This is a genomic window from Acetitomaculum ruminis DSM 5522, assembly GCF_900112085.1.
GTDB lineage: Bacteria > Bacillota > Clostridia > Lachnospirales > Lachnospiraceae > Acetitomaculum > Acetitomaculum ruminis.
In genome coordinates, this window is the sequence record NZ_FOJY01000020.1 from 1 (window position 1) to 16452 (window position 16452).

Consider the following 16452-nt stretch of genomic DNA (forward strand, 5'->3'; position numbering starts at 1 on the left):
GATTTATGTGATTTTTTAAAGCTGTTGGAAAACGGAAGTATAAGCTTATTTCCATTAAGTCTTACAAAACCGATCACAAGTGTTGTATATCCGTCTTTTGGAAGATAATGGGGTAATTTGCAATCCTTAAAGGCATACTTACCTTGTTTGGCAAGTTTAAGCAGTCCAAAAAATGACTTGAAACTACCGTCTACCTCTTTAAGTATCTGCTGTGACATGTTAGAATTCAAAGCCTTATAGTTAGGACTGTCTTTTAGAAGTGTATAGTTCTTCTCATATTTGAGAAACTTACCTTCTGTGAAATAGTATTGTCTTACGTTGTAGATAGCTTCATTTGTAAGATTTTTGGCTACATGACACAGTTCTTTAAGAGATTTGTAATCTTCCTTAGACAGATGTTTGACCTGCTGTTTCACTGTCAGATACATACAGTTTTGCTCCTTTCGTTAGACTCGGATTGCTCCTGTATGTATATTATATCACATATTTTACTGAAATACCATTGATTTAGTAAAATATGCGAGGACTCGCTTATATTCCATCACTCAAGAGTAATGGGTTTTACGCTCGTATTTTATAAACATTACTCAAAACTGACATTTTTTAGAATACCTTCAACATCGGCACCTGCTATATCCAGTCCTTCAGCCTTAATCTGGCGGACATCTTCAATGCCATAAAATGTGTTGGCAAGGGCTTTTACATATCCGAATCCATATTCTTCAGATATAATGTATCCACCGGCAGTTGTTACATAATAAAGGTATTTAGCTTTGCAAAGTCCCTTTGGAATACCGGATTCTGAATAGGTAAAAGTTAATCCTAAAATATTTATCTGTTCAAAATATTGTTTCAACATAGCCGGAAATGATAAATCATAATAGGGTGCTGCAATTACTATAGTATCAGCCTTTGCAAAATCTCTTGCTAAATCAAAAATCTCATGGTCATAGTTTCCCTTTGCTTCTAATTCATCCCTAAGAATAATAAATTCTTCATTAAAGACAGGAAACTCAACCTCTTCAAGACGCACTTCTTTAACATCGTCCTCAAGTTTACAAAGAAGCTTATTTGCAAGTCTAAGTGTTCTTGATTTTTTGCGAACGCAAGCATTAATAAACAAAATCATATCTTTTTCCCCCTTAAAAAAACTGTTTCAATGCCACTACTTTATTCTGGAATATATTAGCTTTTCACATCAGTTAGTAACTGATTAATCTTTTTTATTAAAGAACCTGTGTAAAGCGGACATTCTTAAATCCGCTTCGCTACTTCCTCATGAACGCAGTGGCACTTTGTGCCACCTGTCAGAAGGGGCTTTAACCCCTTCTGACACTAGTAAGCTTATACCCCCGCTTAAAGCTTACGCTTTTGAAGCGGAGGATTGCTTACACTGCGTTCAATATATCTATATCGTCCTGCGTAAACCGGATACTTAATTGCCTGTCTTGCTTTTGTAAACAATTGGATTAACATCCTAAATTATTAGTATCATGAAATAATTGAGTAATCTTTTTCTAACTATGGGGGTAAATTCACTCTAAATTCCACTACCCTCTAAAATTATGTTAATATAATTCCAAAAAATATTTTTTATAAAGGGGGTTCCTTGTATATGGGATTATTTGATTCATTCTATTCAAAGGAAAATACATATAAACAAGAATTAAATACACTAAATAATAGTTCACTCAAACCACAAGGAGAGTGCTTTGCTGTAATAGACACTGAAACAACCTGGTCAGACGAAGTCATGTCCATTGGCATCGTCATTGCTGACTCACATACAAATACTCCTGTGGATACTCGTTATTACATTATTGATCCAATCTATAAAAAAGGAGGTATGTATTCTGGTGTCTTAGACTTCATTAAGAAAGAGCAAACCATAAAAACCACCCGAAAAGAAGCCCTGGACACTATTTTGTTCTTTCTGGGAGAATATAGTGTGGAAAGAATATTTGCATATAACGCAAAATTCGATTTTAATCACTTACCTGAACTTAGAAATTTCTATTGGTACGACATAATGCGCATAGCTGCCTATAATCAATACAACAAAAAAATTCCTTCAACTGTTCAATGTTGTAAAACAGGGAGGATAAAAAAAGGATATGGTGTTGAGCCAATTTATAGGATGCTTAGTGGTAATCAACTCTATCGGGAAATCCATAATGCTCTTATGGATGCAATAGACGAATTAAAAATAATTGAAATGCTAGGGTATGATATAGATGTATACAATATTGGACGAATTTAATATTATAAAGCAATTATTAATATAAATATTTTTAAGGACGAAGTCTTCTCATAAACCAAAATTTAAAAAGAAAAGGAGAAAAAGACATGGAAAATTTTGAATTTTATTCACCAACCTGTTTTGCATTTGGAAAAGAGACGGAAAATAAAGCCGGGGAGTATGTAAAACGCTTTGGAGGCACAAAAGTACTTATCCATTTTGGTGGAGGAAGTGCCGTAAAATCAGGACTTATAGACAGAGTAAAGTCTTCTCTTGATAAAGAAAAAATATCTTATACAGAGCTTGGAGGAGTTATGCCCAATCCAAGAAGCGGTCTGGTATATAAAGGCATTGAACTTTGTAAAAAGGAAAATGTGGACTTTGTTCTGGCAGTAGGTGGTGGAAGTGTCATTGACTCCGCAAAGGCTATTGCAGCCGGAGTTGTTTATGATGGGGATTTCTGGGACTTTTACCAGGGAAAACAAATCGAAAAGGCTCTTAGCATTGGTACGGTGCTTACCATAGCAGCTGCTGGTAGTGAAGGCAGTCCAAATTCTGTCATTACAAATGAAAATGGAATGTTTAAAAGGGGAGCAAGAGGAGATGCCCTGCGTCCAAAATTTTCAATTTTAAATCCTGAGCTTACTCAGACTCTTCCAGCTTATCAAACTGCTTGTGGAATTACAGATATTATGGCACATCTTTACGAGAGATATCTTACCAATACGAAGGAAGTCGAAGTAACAGACCGACTTATTGAGGCATTAATGCTTACATTGATACATGAAGCTCCCAGAGTAATTGAGAATCCTAATAATTATGATGCCAGAGCCAATATCATGTGGACAGGAACCATGGCACACAACAACAGCGTTGGTGTAGGAAGAAGTCAGGACTGGAACTCTCATGCCCTTGAACATGAATTATCTGCTCTTTACGACTGTGCTCACGGTGCAGGACTTGCAGTTACCATGCCAGCTGTATTTACATATCAAATGGAGCATGACATAATGCGTTTTGCTCAAGTTGCGAACAGGGTATGGGGATGTCAAATGGATTTTGCCCATCCAGAAGTTACTGCTAAAACAGGAATCGAAGCTTTAAGAAATTTCCTTATTTCCATTGGAATGCCAAGAAATTTCCAGGAGCTGGGGGCCAAGAAAGAGGATATTCCTAAGCTGGTGGATGTTTTGTGTAATGGTGATGGCCGAAAAGGTGTAATTTCCGGTTTTATTGATATAGATAAGGATATAGCCCAAAAAATATACAGTTTAATGCTATAATTTATACATGATACTTTTAATGATTACAAAAAAGTACCTGATTTAAGTGAGACTATTGATATTTTAGAAAAGTATTGTTGTTCATATAGAAAAAGAAATCCAAACATAGATGATGAAAAATTTTACAAGTTAATTTTTCAAAAAATGTTATTGATGCGGATGTAGATAGATTCATCTATTATTCTATTGATGAAAGTGAAAGAAATAATACATTTCTTACTGAAAGTGATTTCGCACAAAGAGAACCCTACGAATAAAAATCTTAATTTATAAATAAAATTTCACAAATTCTTTTTTCTGCTAAAAAACCGGCATGCCTAACATTATAACAGGCATGTCGATTTTATGTTATTTACGTTTGCGGAATCCACAATTTTGTTCATTTTGTATTTTTCTACAAATACTTTATCTCTCAAGAATCTGAAGCAATCCTGGCATGTAAAGCGGACATTCGGAATCCGCTTCGCTACTTCCTCATGAACGCAGTGGCACTTTGTGCCACCTGTCAGAAGGGGCTTTAACCCCTTCTGACACTAGTAAGCTTATACCCCCGCTTAAAGCTTACGCTTTTGAAGCGGGGGATTGCTTACACTGCGTTCAAGTGCACATTTCTTCGTCATATCTGTCTTCAGATTATTTAGAATGATGCTATAACATTAAACTAAGTATATTACTCTAAAATGTTTATTCCGATTATTTTAGTGAAAATTCAGTATTAAAGTCGTGACTTTCTTTCATAATCACGATCCTGTCAGCCAGTTCATTTGCCAGTTCATTATTATGAGTAATAATAATTAAAGTCTTACCTGCATTATGAAAGCTCTTTAAAAAGCTTATAAGCATAGCTTGAGTTTTTTCATCAAGTCCTGCCAAAGGCTCGTCTAAAACAAGTACTTCCGGATTCATGGAAAGTATACATGCTAAAGATACCTTTCTTTTTTCTCCACCGCTTAAATGATATGGGGGACGCTTACTTAATTTTTCCAGGCCGAATAAATTCATACAATCTTTTGTTCTTTGAATTACCTCTTCTTGTGACAATCCCATTTGGCTTGGGCCAAAGGCAATTTCTTCTTCAACGCTGGCACAAAAAAGCTGATTATCCGCATTTTGAAACACATAACCCATCTGCTGATGAAACCATTTTGCAAATTTATTATCCTTTAAAGATTTTTCATTTATTTCATGTCCTTTATAAGTATATTTACCCATTGTAGGAAAAATTATTCCGTTTAAAAGTTTTATAAGAGTTGATTTTCCACACCCGTTAGGCCCTTTTATTACAAGAGACTCCCCTTTACTTACCTTAAGATTTACATTTCTTAAAGCTATTTCTTTACCATATGCATAGCATACATTTTCCAATTCAATCAATCACTTATCCTCCTAATAGCTTTATTTTTCACAATTATCCATAAGTTTACCACAATGTAATCAAGTAAAAAAGTCCATGTAATTACTACACAGACTTTTTCATTAATATTAACTCCTAAAAACATATATGTAACCGTAAAGCGGACATTCGGAATCCGCTTCGCTACTTCCTCATGAACGCAGTGGCACTTTGTGCCACCTGTCAGAAGGGGCTTTAACCCCTTCTGACACTAGTGAGCTTATACCCCCCGCTTATAGCTTACGCTTTTGAAGCGGGGGATTGCTTACACTGCGTTCAAATTCTTATTTTCATTATCCAAGTCGTCTAAATAATACCAAAACCGATATCATCAAAAATATATAAAATATATCCTGTTTTTTTAATATAATTTTTGTTTTTCCATGGGTTTTTGTACCATACTCTCCGGTAAAGCATCTGCAGCACATGGCTGAATATAATTCATCTGCCATCTCTCTTGATTTTAGAAAAGTTATACCAAGAACTCCAGAAACTGCAACTGCTTTGTTATCATTTCTTCCTATAGATCTTAATCTAAGAGAGTTGAGAATATTTATACATATCTCCCCTAAAGCAGAGACATATTTGATGGTAATATCCAGAGTAAATATAAATATGTTTGGTATAAAAAAAGTTTTGAGGCTTCTTGTTATTTTGTTCCAAGAAGTTCCTGCTGATAAAATTCCAATTAAACTAACTGATATAAATACTTTTGAGGTGACTGTAATTAAAGTTTTGGGACTTCCCATAAAAACAGCCGGCAAAAGAATAAAAGTTGACAACAGCACTGCTCCCATTATTGTTGAAAAGAGATTTTTTATAACATCTCCCGGAAACATTGCCAAAGCTAAAATAACCCCTGCTCCCATAATCATGGTAAACATATAATTTCGTGAAACTGCCGTAAGAATAATAAAAAGCAGGGTATAAACTAATTTTAAAGATGGGGACGCTGAAAATCTACTATCTTTTCCCACTGTGAATTTTATTTTTGTAATAACTTCTAAAAGCGCTTTGGTACTTTTTGTAATAAAAGCGTCTTTATCAGATGTAGCTTCATAATCCTCACTTTTACACATCCATAAAGGAAGCTTTTGTGTGTCATAATTAAAGCCCATACTCTGCTTAGAATTCATTTCACTATTCAATTTCACTTTATACAAAGAGTTTTTTTCTTTATCAAAATCAGTATTATTTAATTTAAAGTCCATAATATAATTAATATCCTTTTATTATTGGCTTACTGCAAAATCAACCTTTTCTTTCATTGTTGCAGATATAAGCTTGAAAATTATTATTGTAAGAGCTACTCCAACTACAGCAGAAAGGATGTAACCTGTCCATTCAGGAAGTCCTCCCATAGCATAATCCGGGAATAAAGTTGAAAGTTCAAATCCACCTTCCATTCCTGCAGGTGTATACCCTAACTTACTTCCACCACTTACTATAGATGCGATTTCGTCTACACCCCATTCACCCCAGGCAGTTCCTGTTGCTAATAATCCTAAAGGAGTAAGAAGGATAAGTGCTCCTATAAGAATATATAAAGGCTTAAAGGCTTTAGAAGCAGGTTTTTTCTCTTCTATGGCATCTGGTGAAACCTTTTCTACAAATGCCAAAACTGCTACTGTCATAACTATCTCTGCCAATCCAAAAAGGGTCAAATGTCCTATCATCATTGAAGGAATTGATACCGATAAAGGATATGGGCAATAGAGCGCATTTCCTGCAGCATCTTTAAATAAAAGCGGCTGAATTCCAAATTCAATAGCGGCAAGAAGTGATGCCATATTTATTCCAAGGTAGGCTCCAACAGCAGCGGATAATTTTCTTTTGCTTGTTTTTTCAAGTAAGAAACTATATACATAATATCCCAAAAACGGAAGGGCAAAAGCCATATTAAAACAATTCGCTCCAAAAGCTAAAATACCTCCGTCTCCAAACAAAAGAGCCTGTATCAACAAGGCCATGGAAACCGATATACACCCTGCTGCGGGACTTCCTGTAAGAATGGCAATAAGTGTTCCTCCTACAGCATGCCCCGTTGTTCCTCCCGGAAGAGGAATATTAAACATCATTCCCAAAAAGGAAAAAGCTGCTCCTATTCCCAATAACGGCATCTTTTCTTTTGGTATCTCCTCTTTTATTTTTGTGATGGAATATTTCCAGACTGGAACCATAGCTACCGCTATCACTGCACAAGTAGTCGGGCTCAAATAATTCTCTGGTATATGCATTTTTTCTCCTTTCCCACAGCATAAAACTTAATTCTTTTTAATTATCTGTGACTTTTTTTATTACTAGACAATACTTTAACAAAATGATTTTTTGTCAACAAGCCACCTGGGGGGATATAATTTTATAAAAATAAAGCAAACATTAAAAATTTCTTAAAAATGTTCGCTTTAATTATATTAATCCGATATTATATATCCTTTTTTATTTCTTTTGTAATATCACAGCTTCATAAAAAAGTAAAGCGGACATTCTTAAATCCGCTTCGCTACTTCCTCATGAACGCAGTGGCACTTTGTGCCACCTGTCAGAAGGGGCTTTAACCCCTTCTGACACTAGTAAGCTTATACCCCCGCTTAAAGCTTACGCTTTTGAAGCGAGGGATTGCTTACACTGCGGTGAATTATCCTTCTTTAGCCACCTATCATTACGCCTACATTACCATGCAAAAGTATTCTTATAACACCGCATAATATTAAATGAGCCGGATAATAAATATAAAACAAATATTTCATATTTTTCATTTTTCCACGCTTTCCGTTATAGGCTTTTAGAAGTGGAATCGTCAAACATACGAAAAGCTGAAGCAGGCCATAAATTGGATTAACAAAGATTGCATATACAATAGCATACACAGCCACCCACAACATAACCATTGTCATCTGCTTTTTGAAATTTTCCCGGTTTGTCCCAATATTTATAACTGCTAAAACCGCTATACTACTCCAATCCGCACAAAAGGCAAGTAAGGTTAAAAGCAAAATAATCAAATCCTTTTGCCATTTTTTAAGCTCCTCTTTTTCTGACACCCAAAGTCCAATTAATCCTAAAAATAAAGGCCATATCACGCTGGTTTGATTAAATACTCCTGACTTAAAAGGTAGAAATGGTATTCCAAAGGCAAAATTATATGCAAAATGACCTATTACTGCAAAAATAAGCAAGCGTAATCCATACTTTTTTAAATCATGGGTGTAATGGTATCCTTCAGCTATCATAAACCAAAAAATAGGTGCAGCAAGTCTTCCGATAATGTGCAATAAAATAATCCACCAATCAGTAGGATAATTCATCCATATTACTGATGTCAGATGGTCTATTGTCATTGCAGCTAAAGCAATCACTTTTAATTGATTACTGTTAATTCCTTTTGTCTCCATCTTAAATATCTCCTCAAAATTTTTTCTTAATTACCGGCAGACACCCTCTTCATTATTGATTAGATATAGCAATTGTCAAAACTGCTTATTGTTTTGAAGCTTTAAGCAATTTTCTAAGGCTGCCTGGCACATAAATAATAACACATATTACGACAAGAATCACCACTTCCACCAATTGGTTAAGGATTATTCCTTTAGGCAATAAAAATTGGAGATAATCATAAACTTACCCTCTTTTTTTCTTTTTAAGTATTATAATCAAGGGAATATAAGATTAATTCCAGAATTAGTTATTAGTGTTCTTGATCGAATCTCTTATTACTACCACTCAAAAAATCGCACCGAAACTTGAATTTCGATGCGATAGTTTTTAATTAACAGTATTTCTTATTTTTTAATTTTAACGTTTTTTGCCTGTCCCTTATTTTTCATAAGTTTTGTATAGCTTTTTACCTTGTTTTTAGGCACTTTTATTACTGCTTTTTTATAGATTACCTTTTTAATAATTTCAGAACAATTTTCTTTCTGTAAAGCGGACATTCGGAATCCGCTTCGCTACTTCCTCATGAACGCAGTGGCACTTTGTGCCACCTGTCAGAAGGGGCTTTAACCCCTTCTGACACTAGTAAGCTTATACCCCCGCTTAAAGCTTACGCTTTTAAAGCGGGGGATTGCTTACACTGCGTTCAATTTTAAATTTGATAATCGTAATATCCCATTCTGTAGGCTGAAGGTGTACAATCATACTCTTTTTTGAATAATTTTGTAAAATATCCCAAATCACGATATCCCAGTTCTATGCCTATATAAGTAATGGTAAGATTTGTATTTAAAAGAAGCAGTCCCGCTCTTTTCATTTTTATTTTTGTTACATAATCCACAAATCTTTCGCCTGTTTGTGCTGCAAAAATAGTACTTAAAAAAGTTACATTAAAATTTAATTTACGGGCTACGGTTTTTTGCCGCAGATCTTCTTGAGGTGATGACAATATATAATTAATAACTTCTTTTATATTATCATTATGAGGGGGCATCAATTCCTGATACTCGTCAAAAAGTTTATAAAAAGAGATTTTATAATGCTCTTTAAATGCTTCTATGTCTTTTTCCCAAATTGTTCCATTTAAATAAAAATTTTCCACAGAAAAATATAATTCCATCCAGGGATTATCAGCATATAATCTATCTGCCAGATTTCTAAATATCTTTATAATATTTTTATTGGCTTTATTAAAATCTCTAAAGAAAGTATAATTTTTTTCAATGTATTCTTCTATATAACCTTTGTATTTATTATCCCGTCCGTAAATATAAGAAAGGCTGTTTTCCACAAAATTTTCTTCTATATTTTCTTTTTTTATTTGAATGTTTTTAATCCTTAAAACTAAATCATTTATTTCTTCAACCGAGTAAGGCTTTATTAAATAATCACATGCTCCGTAAATAATCCCTTGCCTGGCATAGCTAAAACTAGCATTTTCACAGGCTAAAGCCACAAAATCGCATAATTTTTCTTCTTTGATTTTTCGCAAAAGTTCAATTCCATTTATGCCGGCAAGCTCTATGTCAGTAATTACCAAATCTATTTCTTTTTTCCTTAATACTTTAAGAGCACTTTCACCATCTTTAACCACTGACTCGATTTGTATTTCACTTTCTTTATTAAATAAATCCATGGAAAGTAAGCTTTCCAGTTTTTTTTCATCATCAGACACTACAAGTGTACTATACATAAAACCCTCTCCCTTTTTCCTATATTTCCTATTATATTAGTATAGATAAATTTCAAAAGATTATACCATCATAGTTTTAGAAAATCTATATTTTTTATGGTGTAATATTTTTTAATTTTTTTCCCTTTTTACCCCTTATCCCTTAAGATAATATATTTAAAGAATTTTTATACTTATTTTGAGGAGGAAAATTTCATGAATAGTTACGAAGAATTTATATGTCCCATGACAAATCTTGAAAATCTAAAAATAGATATTTTAAAAAAATTTGGCCTGTCCTACAGGGATATTTTTAATGATTATCATGCTATGGTTTTTTTTTTAAAGAATTAAACTTTAATAACAATAAAAGAATATATCTTCCAAAAAACTATGTTTTAGAAGCTTTATCCCTTGGAGCAAATTTATCCTTTATAAGTGATTATGATGTATCCCTTAACTTAAATGATAAAAAGCCCCTTTCTTTTTTAGATTTTATATCTTCTTTTAATGAGGATTTTTCTTTTAAAAGTCTTTCAGTAACTATATCCGCCTGGCATAAACTTAAGGAGGAAGGCTATCTTCCTGTATTCATTATCAGCGGACCTGTTTCTATTTTAAATAATTTCTTTGATTCAGCTTATCTTTTAAGACAGTTTAGAAAAGATAGTGATATAACAAAAGAAATTTTGTTATTTTTAAATCAGTTTTTATTAAAATATATGGATTTTTTAATTGGAAGTGGAATTGATTCTTTTTCCATTTCAGATCCAATATGCTCAGCAGATATTATGGGACCTAAAATGAAAAAAAGTATAATCAATATCTGGCTTTCAGATTTTCTCGAAATTTTATTTAATAAATATTGGGGGAAAATAAATCTTTCCCTTTGCCCAAGGCTTCATTTGGGATTGGAAAATATTAATTTATTAAAGGATATCCCAGCTGTTTGCCCAGATAATCCATCTTTTAAATAAACAGACTTTCCGGCAGTTAAACTGTCAGAAAGTCTGTTTTAATTCTAAAATATAGTATCTGCACCTATATAACAATTTATGCCATAACTTTCAAAAATATTTTTAAATTCCTTCATTTTTTTATCCTTTGTGGCTTTATGTTTTTCATATGCATACTCTTTTCCCAACTGACTCCACTTTGAAGCCCCAAGATTATGAAAAGGAAGAAGATTTATTTCCTTTAATTCGTTTTCATTCATAAATAAAGCCGTTTCGGTAATATTTTTTCTTGTATCATTGAAGTTTTCTATTATGGGAGTTCTTAAAACAAGTCTTCCCTTATAGCTGCCATCTGATATTTTTTTAGATAAAAGTCTGATATTTTTTAATATTAATTCATTACCCTGACCAGTTTTTTCCTTATGTTTTTCACTATTCATATGTTTTATGTCAATAAAAATAAAATCCAAAAGGGGCAATATATCAAAAAATATCTCACTTTTTACATGGGCTGTGGTTTCTATGGCTGTATGAATTAATTCTTTTTTGCACTCTAAAAGCACATTTTTTAAAAATTCATGCTGAAAAAATGGCTCTCCACCACTAAAGGAAACCCCACCTTCTTCATCCCAAAAGTTTCTGTCTCTGTTTAAAACCCTCATCAAATCTTCTACAAGATAATAACTTCCGTTTTTCTTTAAAGCCTCATGTTTACAATACTTTGCACAGGAAATATCTTTGCAGTTTCTACATTTATCCCAATCAATTTCTAACTTATTATTATTTTCCACAAGCCCCGGACAGCTACTTTTTTCTATACATCTTCTACAGCCGTTTTTGTATTGGCATTTCCCGTTAAAATACATTAATTTTAATTTTTTTTCCCAGGTTTCCGGATTGGCACACCATTTACATCTAAGGGGGCAACCTGATAAAAAAACAGTGGTCCGGCATCCCGGACCATCGTGTAATGTGTAGCTTTCTATACTTGAAATTAAACCTTTATTTAAAAATTCAGACATTTTACAAACACTTCCTCAAAATTATCATAATTAGATAACTCAACTATATTAATTGTTTTAACTAATTCTTCCATTTCGTTTCTATATTTTTTATTCATCAAAAAAGCCTGGCCGCCTGTTTTTGATGTATTTCCCACAAAGTCTACTTTGTCTTCAAATTCCTTTGGCAAAAGACCAATATTAATAAGACTTTTGGTTCTTAAATGATATCCAAAACTTCCGGCTATCATTACTTCATCAAGCTTATCAGCTGTAAGTTCCTGACTTTTTAGCAAAAATTCAATTCCGGCTCTTACTGCTCCCTTGGCTAGCTGCACCTGTCTTACATCTTTTTGAGTCAGATAAACATCCTCTGACAATTTAAAAACTGTTTTTCCATTTTTCTTTTCCAGTCTTTCTGACAAAAAATCAGGGAGTTCATTTCTTTTTGGATTTGCAAATTTACCGCTTTTGGTAATAACTTTATGAGAAACCAATTCTCCCACAATATCCATAAGCCCGCTTCCGCAAATGCCTACAGGTGGCGCATTTTCTATGGTTTTTACTGTTATGGTGTCATCATCTTCTATTTCAAACATTTCTATGGCACCTTTTGCAGCCCTCATGCCAAATTCTATATTCATTCCTTCAAATGCCGGTCCTGCTGCCGTAGATGTGGCGGATAAGTCCCCATTTTTACTAATAACCATCTCACCATTAGTTCCTATATCCACTAAAAGAGAGTTATCTTTTCTCTTGTATATCTGTGTAGCCAATACCCCTGATGTAATATCAGGACCCACATAAGAAGATATAATTGGAGGAAGATATAATACTGCTTCTTTTGCCAAATGCAGTCCATGAAGCTTTGCTGCCTCATAGCTACCTCCTTGGATGGCAGGCTCATAAGGATATTCTCCTAAAGAAGTAGGATTTTTATTTGTTGCAAGATGAATCATACAGGTATTTCCGCTTAATATGATTTCATAAATCCCATTAGGATCTACGCCTTTGTTTTTTGCAATCATATCTATAAGATTATTAAATTCCTTTACTACCTCAGTATATAAAAGCTCCATTCCTTTTTGTTCATGAGCCATAGTTATTCTTGAAAGTACATCCTGGGCATGAATGGCCTGGGGATTTAAAACTGATTCAGAAGTAAGCTCTTTTCCTGTGTTTAAATCCACCAAGGAAGCCACCATTGTAGTAGTACCAATATCTATTACAATTCCATAATTTTCGTTTTTTGTATTTCCTTTTTCAAAAGCTATTTCTTTTTCATTATAATATATTTTCGTTATATCTTCTTTCTCATAATACTCTTTTTTTACCAGTGTCTTTTTTTCAAATGCAAATATTTTTCCCTTGCTTAAAATTTTTAAATCAGATTCTTTATTATTAGTAAGTTCTACTATTACATCTTCATTTATGCAGGCATTGCAAGCTAAGATATAGCTGTCGTCATCATTGTTTTCACTAAATACGCTTTTTTTAATTAAAAGTGCATCTATATTATCTATTTGTTCCCTGTTAATTCTGCACTTTCCGCACACACCGGACCCATTGCAAGGGGACTCTATAGCTATTCCGGCTTTTCTGGCTGCTTCTAAAATAGTTTGTCCCTTTTTTACCTGTATAGTAATATTATCAGGCTTAAATGTGATACTTTTCATTTTTATTTTTCCTTAACCCTTCTTGTAAACGCCTGTAAATTTTCTATTGGTGATGAAGTTGATAAGCCGCAGGCAGGAGCAATGATGTCTATATTTTTTGCCAAAAGTCTTTCTGTGGCCTTTATAACATGTTCCCTGTCTCCACTTTCTAACAAATAGGTACTTAAATTCCCCATGGTAGTAAGTTGAGGATATTTTTCCTTTAATAAAGAAAGATTAACCATGGCATCTGTACTTATGGCATCCATATGAATTAACGGTATATAATTATCAACTTTTTTCATATTTCCACAAATGTGAAGTATTACTCTGGTGCCGGTTTCATGTATGGCATCTATAAGCTTGTTTAAATATTTAACTGCATATTCTCCAAACATCTTTGGTCCTAATATTTCTCCCGTAGCTGTAGGATCCGCAATAGAAATTACATCTGCTCCACTTTCAATAAGCTGTTTTGCATATTCAATCAAAAAATCCGTAACATAATCTGTAACTTTATTGGCATTTTCCTTGTCTTTTCTAAGTTCTTTTAAAAATGTCATGGGATCTACTATTGAATCCGCTGTAGAAATAGGACCTGTCAAACTTCCGATAACGGGTACATCACTGTTTTTTGATAGTTTATAAGCTGCATTGGTTATGGTTTCAATACGGCCTTCTTTAAGCATTTTATTAATATCTTTATAGTCTACTTCCGAAACATGGGGAAACACTTCTTTTTTTATCTTTGGTTCGCATTCTAAGCTTCCAAAGTCAATCTCTGAGCCTAATACTTCAGCCTCAACTGTCATGCAAAAAGGAAGTCCATAGTTTTCAAATCCGGTTTCATCGGATACATCCTTTGACAGTTGTGCCATAAGTGTGTCATCGCTGTGAGCTTTTGGTAAAAGATGTCCGCACTTTGTCATTACATCAACAACTGCTGCATTCATCATTCCTCCTGGGCAAATTATAGGCTTTCTGTCTGTTTCCTTCTTGTCCAAAGTTCTAAAAAGTCTCTCTTTTGGGCTAATTAAATCCATTTGTACTCTCCTATCTATGATACAATTCTTTGTGCAAGACGAACGGAAGCCGTTGCATTTACTGAATATCCGTCAGCTCCGATTTCATCGGCAAATTTCTGGGAAATAGGGCCTCCCCCTACGATTACTTTAAAGTTTTCTCTGATATTTTCTTTCTTAAGAATATCTATTACTTCCTTCATTCTAGGCATGGTTGTAGTCATAAGAGTAGAAAGAGCGATAATATCAGCATTTAGCTCTTTTGCCTTATCTACAAAGGCCTGAGGAGGAACATCTTTACCTAAATCCACTATCTTATATCCGGCTACTTCTAACATAAGTGCCACCAGATTTTTTCCTATATCGTGGGTATCTCCCTGCACAACTCCTATTACTACTATTTTTTCATCCTTAGATCGACTTCTTTCAATATGAGGTGATAAAACCTCAATTCCGCTGTTCATAGCATCTGAGCAAAGTAATAATTCCGGTATAAAATATTCTTCTTCTTCAAATAATTCACCTGCTTTATTCATACCATCTACTAAGCCTTCTGAAATGCCATCATAGGCATCATAACCCTCATCTATATACTCTTTTGCTGTACTTGCCGCCAATTCTTCATCCATATCAACTACAGCATCTGATAATTCTTCCAATAATTCTTCTTTTGTTTTAGACATTTTTTTCACCATTCCTTCTGTTTTTTAATTATTAATTGTTAATACTTTTTTTCCTGCTAATTCTGAATATTTTTGTGTAGCCTGAGCCATAGCTTTTAGATTTTCTATGGAAATATTTGAAGAAAGTCCGCAGCCTGGCATGATAATTACCCCACTTTTATGCTTCAAACCAGATATCAATTCTTTAATATCTCTATCTACATCTTCCGGACCTCCTACAAAAAGGGTATCTACCGGATGTACACCGCCGCATACTGCAAATCGCTTATAAAATATTTTTTGTGCCACAGATAAATCCACCAATTCGCTAAACCATAAGAAGTCTGCATTTGTATATTGAAGCTGATCGATTACCGGATATTCCCCTCCGCAAACATGTAACATGGTTAAATAGCCCATTTCTTTAAAGCCATCTATTTGTGCCTTATGATTAGGCACACTTAATTCTTTAAAAATCTGCGGAGAAATAAGAGCCGGACCACTCATAGCATCCCCTATTTCATAGATAAGAGCTCCTTCTTTTCTCATTTCTTTTGCAAATTTAAGCATGGTTTCATTAATTTTGTCGCATAAAAGCTGTATAGTTTCTCTGTCTTTTATAATCCACTGCATCATTCTTTCTACTCCTAGAAGTCTTGAAAGAATATTAAATATACCATAGGAAGCTATTTTAATAGGAACTTCATCTCCTGCCCATTTATATAAAAGCCTTACAGCTTCAATAAAGGCTGACATATATTCATTGCTGTAAATATCAGGAACTTCCAGTTTTAAAGCTTCTTCTTTAGTGGTTATTACCGGATTTTTAAGGCTGGGATGATCATCTTCAGGCCAGTTTAAATCACAGCCAAGTCCCATTTGTATGGCAGGTCCTGCTCCTAAGCAAAAGGCATCGTCTTTAACTATTTTCCATATTTCAATAGCAGATTTTGCCATAGCTTCAGGATCTAATTGAAATTCTCTGTCATATTTTCTTCCGATAGTTTGAGGTGCTACTGCCCTTTTTTTGCACATTACAGGAATATAATCCACCTTTTTAAATTTCATTGCATTTATAATTCTATCTTTTGAAGTCATATCATTTCCTCTTTTCCATATGTTTATCTTCTTAAA

Annotated in this window: 16 protein-coding genes and 1 pseudogene; 4 read left to right on the forward strand and 13 right to left on the reverse strand. The window is 33.8% G+C overall.

Going from position 1 to position 16452, the window contains the following annotated elements; genetic code table 11:
• Nucleotides 1–428: pseudogene (locus BM153_RS11460) on the reverse strand (RNA-guided endonuclease TnpB family protein); the annotation flags it as partial.
• 155 nt (nucleotides 429–583) lie between these two features.
• Nucleotides 584–1129 carry an NAD(P)H-dependent oxidoreductase gene (locus BM153_RS11465; RefSeq protein ID WP_092874015.1) on the reverse strand — a complete coding sequence of 182 codons (546 nt, stop codon included), beginning with the start codon at nucleotides 1127–1129 and terminating at the stop codon, nucleotides 584–586.
• 486 nt (nucleotides 1130–1615) lie between these two features.
• Between BM153_RS11465 and BM153_RS11470 the strand changes: the two genes are divergently transcribed.
• A complete protein-coding gene (locus tag BM153_RS11470) occupies nucleotides 1616–2260 on the forward strand; it encodes a 3'-5' exonuclease family protein (protein ID WP_242949143.1) in 645 nt (214 codons plus the stop codon).
• Nucleotides 2261–2346: 86 nt separating this feature from the next.
• The gene (locus BM153_RS11475) at nucleotides 2347–3522 is read left to right on the forward strand and encodes an iron-containing alcohol dehydrogenase (RefSeq protein ID WP_092874018.1); all 1176 of its coding nucleotides are present in this window, start codon (nucleotides 2347–2349) and stop codon (nucleotides 3520–3522) included.
• A 693-nt stretch (nucleotides 3523–4215) separates the two neighbouring features.
• Here BM153_RS11475 and BM153_RS11480 read toward each other — a convergent pair.
• From BM153_RS11480 to BM153_RS11500, 6 genes are all read right to left on the reverse strand, one after another.
• The gene (locus BM153_RS11480; RefSeq protein ID WP_092874021.1) at nucleotides 4216–4896 is read right to left on the reverse strand and encodes an energy-coupling factor ABC transporter ATP-binding protein; all 681 of its coding nucleotides are present in this window, start codon (nucleotides 4894–4896) and stop codon (nucleotides 4216–4218) included.
• 312 nt (nucleotides 4897–5208) lie between these two features.
• Nucleotides 5209–6126 carry an energy-coupling factor transporter transmembrane component T gene (locus BM153_RS11485; RefSeq protein ID WP_242949144.1) on the reverse strand — a complete coding sequence of 306 codons (918 nt, stop codon included), beginning with the start codon at nucleotides 6124–6126 and terminating at the stop codon, nucleotides 5209–5211.
• A gap of 21 nt (nucleotides 6127–6147) precedes the next feature.
• A complete protein-coding gene (gene cbiM / locus BM153_RS11490) occupies nucleotides 6148–7152 on the reverse strand; it encodes a cobalt transporter CbiM (protein ID WP_092874023.1) in 1005 nt (334 codons plus the stop codon).
• 411 nt (nucleotides 7153–7563) lie between these two features.
• Nucleotides 7564–8310, reverse strand: coding sequence for a TraX family protein (locus tag BM153_RS11495; RefSeq protein ID WP_092874026.1), 747 nt, complete (start codon nucleotides 8308–8310; stop codon nucleotides 7564–7566).
• 387 nt (nucleotides 8311–8697) lie between these two features.
• Entirely contained in the window at nucleotides 8698–8850 is a 153-nt protein-coding gene (locus BM153_RS13755; protein ID WP_177205659.1) for a hypothetical protein, read from the reverse strand.
• A gap of 152 nt (nucleotides 8851–9002) precedes the next feature.
• On the reverse strand, nucleotides 9003–10043 hold the full coding sequence (locus BM153_RS11500) for a response regulator transcription factor (RefSeq protein ID WP_092874029.1): 1041 nt from the start codon (nucleotides 10041–10043) through the stop codon (nucleotides 9003–9005).
• A gap of 195 nt (nucleotides 10044–10238) precedes the next feature.
• Between BM153_RS11500 and BM153_RS13760 the strand changes: the two genes are divergently transcribed.
• Both BM153_RS13760 and BM153_RS13885 read left to right on the forward strand, forming a co-directional pair.
• Nucleotides 10239–10376 carry a hypothetical protein gene (locus tag BM153_RS13760; protein ID WP_177205661.1) on the forward strand — a complete coding sequence of 46 codons (138 nt, stop codon included), beginning with the start codon at nucleotides 10239–10241 and terminating at the stop codon, nucleotides 10374–10376.
• Nucleotides 10377–10711: 335 nt separating this feature from the next.
• Nucleotides 10712–10999 (forward strand): hypothetical protein, encoded by a 288-nt coding sequence (locus BM153_RS13885; protein ID WP_092874033.1) that lies wholly within the window; start codon nucleotides 10712–10714, stop codon nucleotides 10997–10999.
• 44 nt (nucleotides 11000–11043) lie between these two features.
• On the opposite strand, the gene hpdA is transcribed toward BM153_RS13885, so the two are convergent.
• The 5 genes from hpdA to BM153_RS11530 are packed head-to-tail and all read right to left on the reverse strand — an operon-like array spanning nucleotide 11044 to nucleotide 16416.
• Nucleotides 11044–12000: a 4-hydroxyphenylacetate decarboxylase activase gene (gene hpdA / locus BM153_RS11510; RefSeq protein WP_092874036.1), complete on the reverse strand. Its 957-nt coding sequence runs from the start codon at nucleotides 11998–12000 to the stop codon at nucleotides 11044–11046.
• Nucleotides 11985–13655 (reverse strand): ASKHA domain-containing protein, encoded by a 1671-nt coding sequence (locus BM153_RS11515; protein ID WP_092874039.1) that lies wholly within the window; start codon nucleotides 13653–13655, stop codon nucleotides 11985–11987. Before BM153_RS11515 ends, hpdA begins: the two co-directional genes overlap by 16 nt.
• Before the next feature lie 2 nt (nucleotides 13656–13657).
• A complete protein-coding gene (locus BM153_RS11520; RefSeq protein ID WP_092874042.1) occupies nucleotides 13658–14677 on the reverse strand; it encodes a uroporphyrinogen decarboxylase family protein in 1020 nt (339 codons plus the stop codon).
• A gap of 14 nt (nucleotides 14678–14691) precedes the next feature.
• Nucleotides 14692–15339, reverse strand: a complete 648-nt coding sequence (locus tag BM153_RS11525) for a corrinoid protein (protein WP_092874103.1) — start codon at nucleotides 15337–15339, stop codon at nucleotides 14692–14694.
• A gap of 24 nt (nucleotides 15340–15363) precedes the next feature.
• Nucleotides 15364–16416 carry a uroporphyrinogen decarboxylase family protein gene (locus tag BM153_RS11530; protein ID WP_092874045.1) on the reverse strand — a complete coding sequence of 351 codons (1053 nt, stop codon included), beginning with the start codon at nucleotides 16414–16416 and terminating at the stop codon, nucleotides 15364–15366.
• Nucleotides 16417–16452 lie beyond the last annotated feature (36 nt).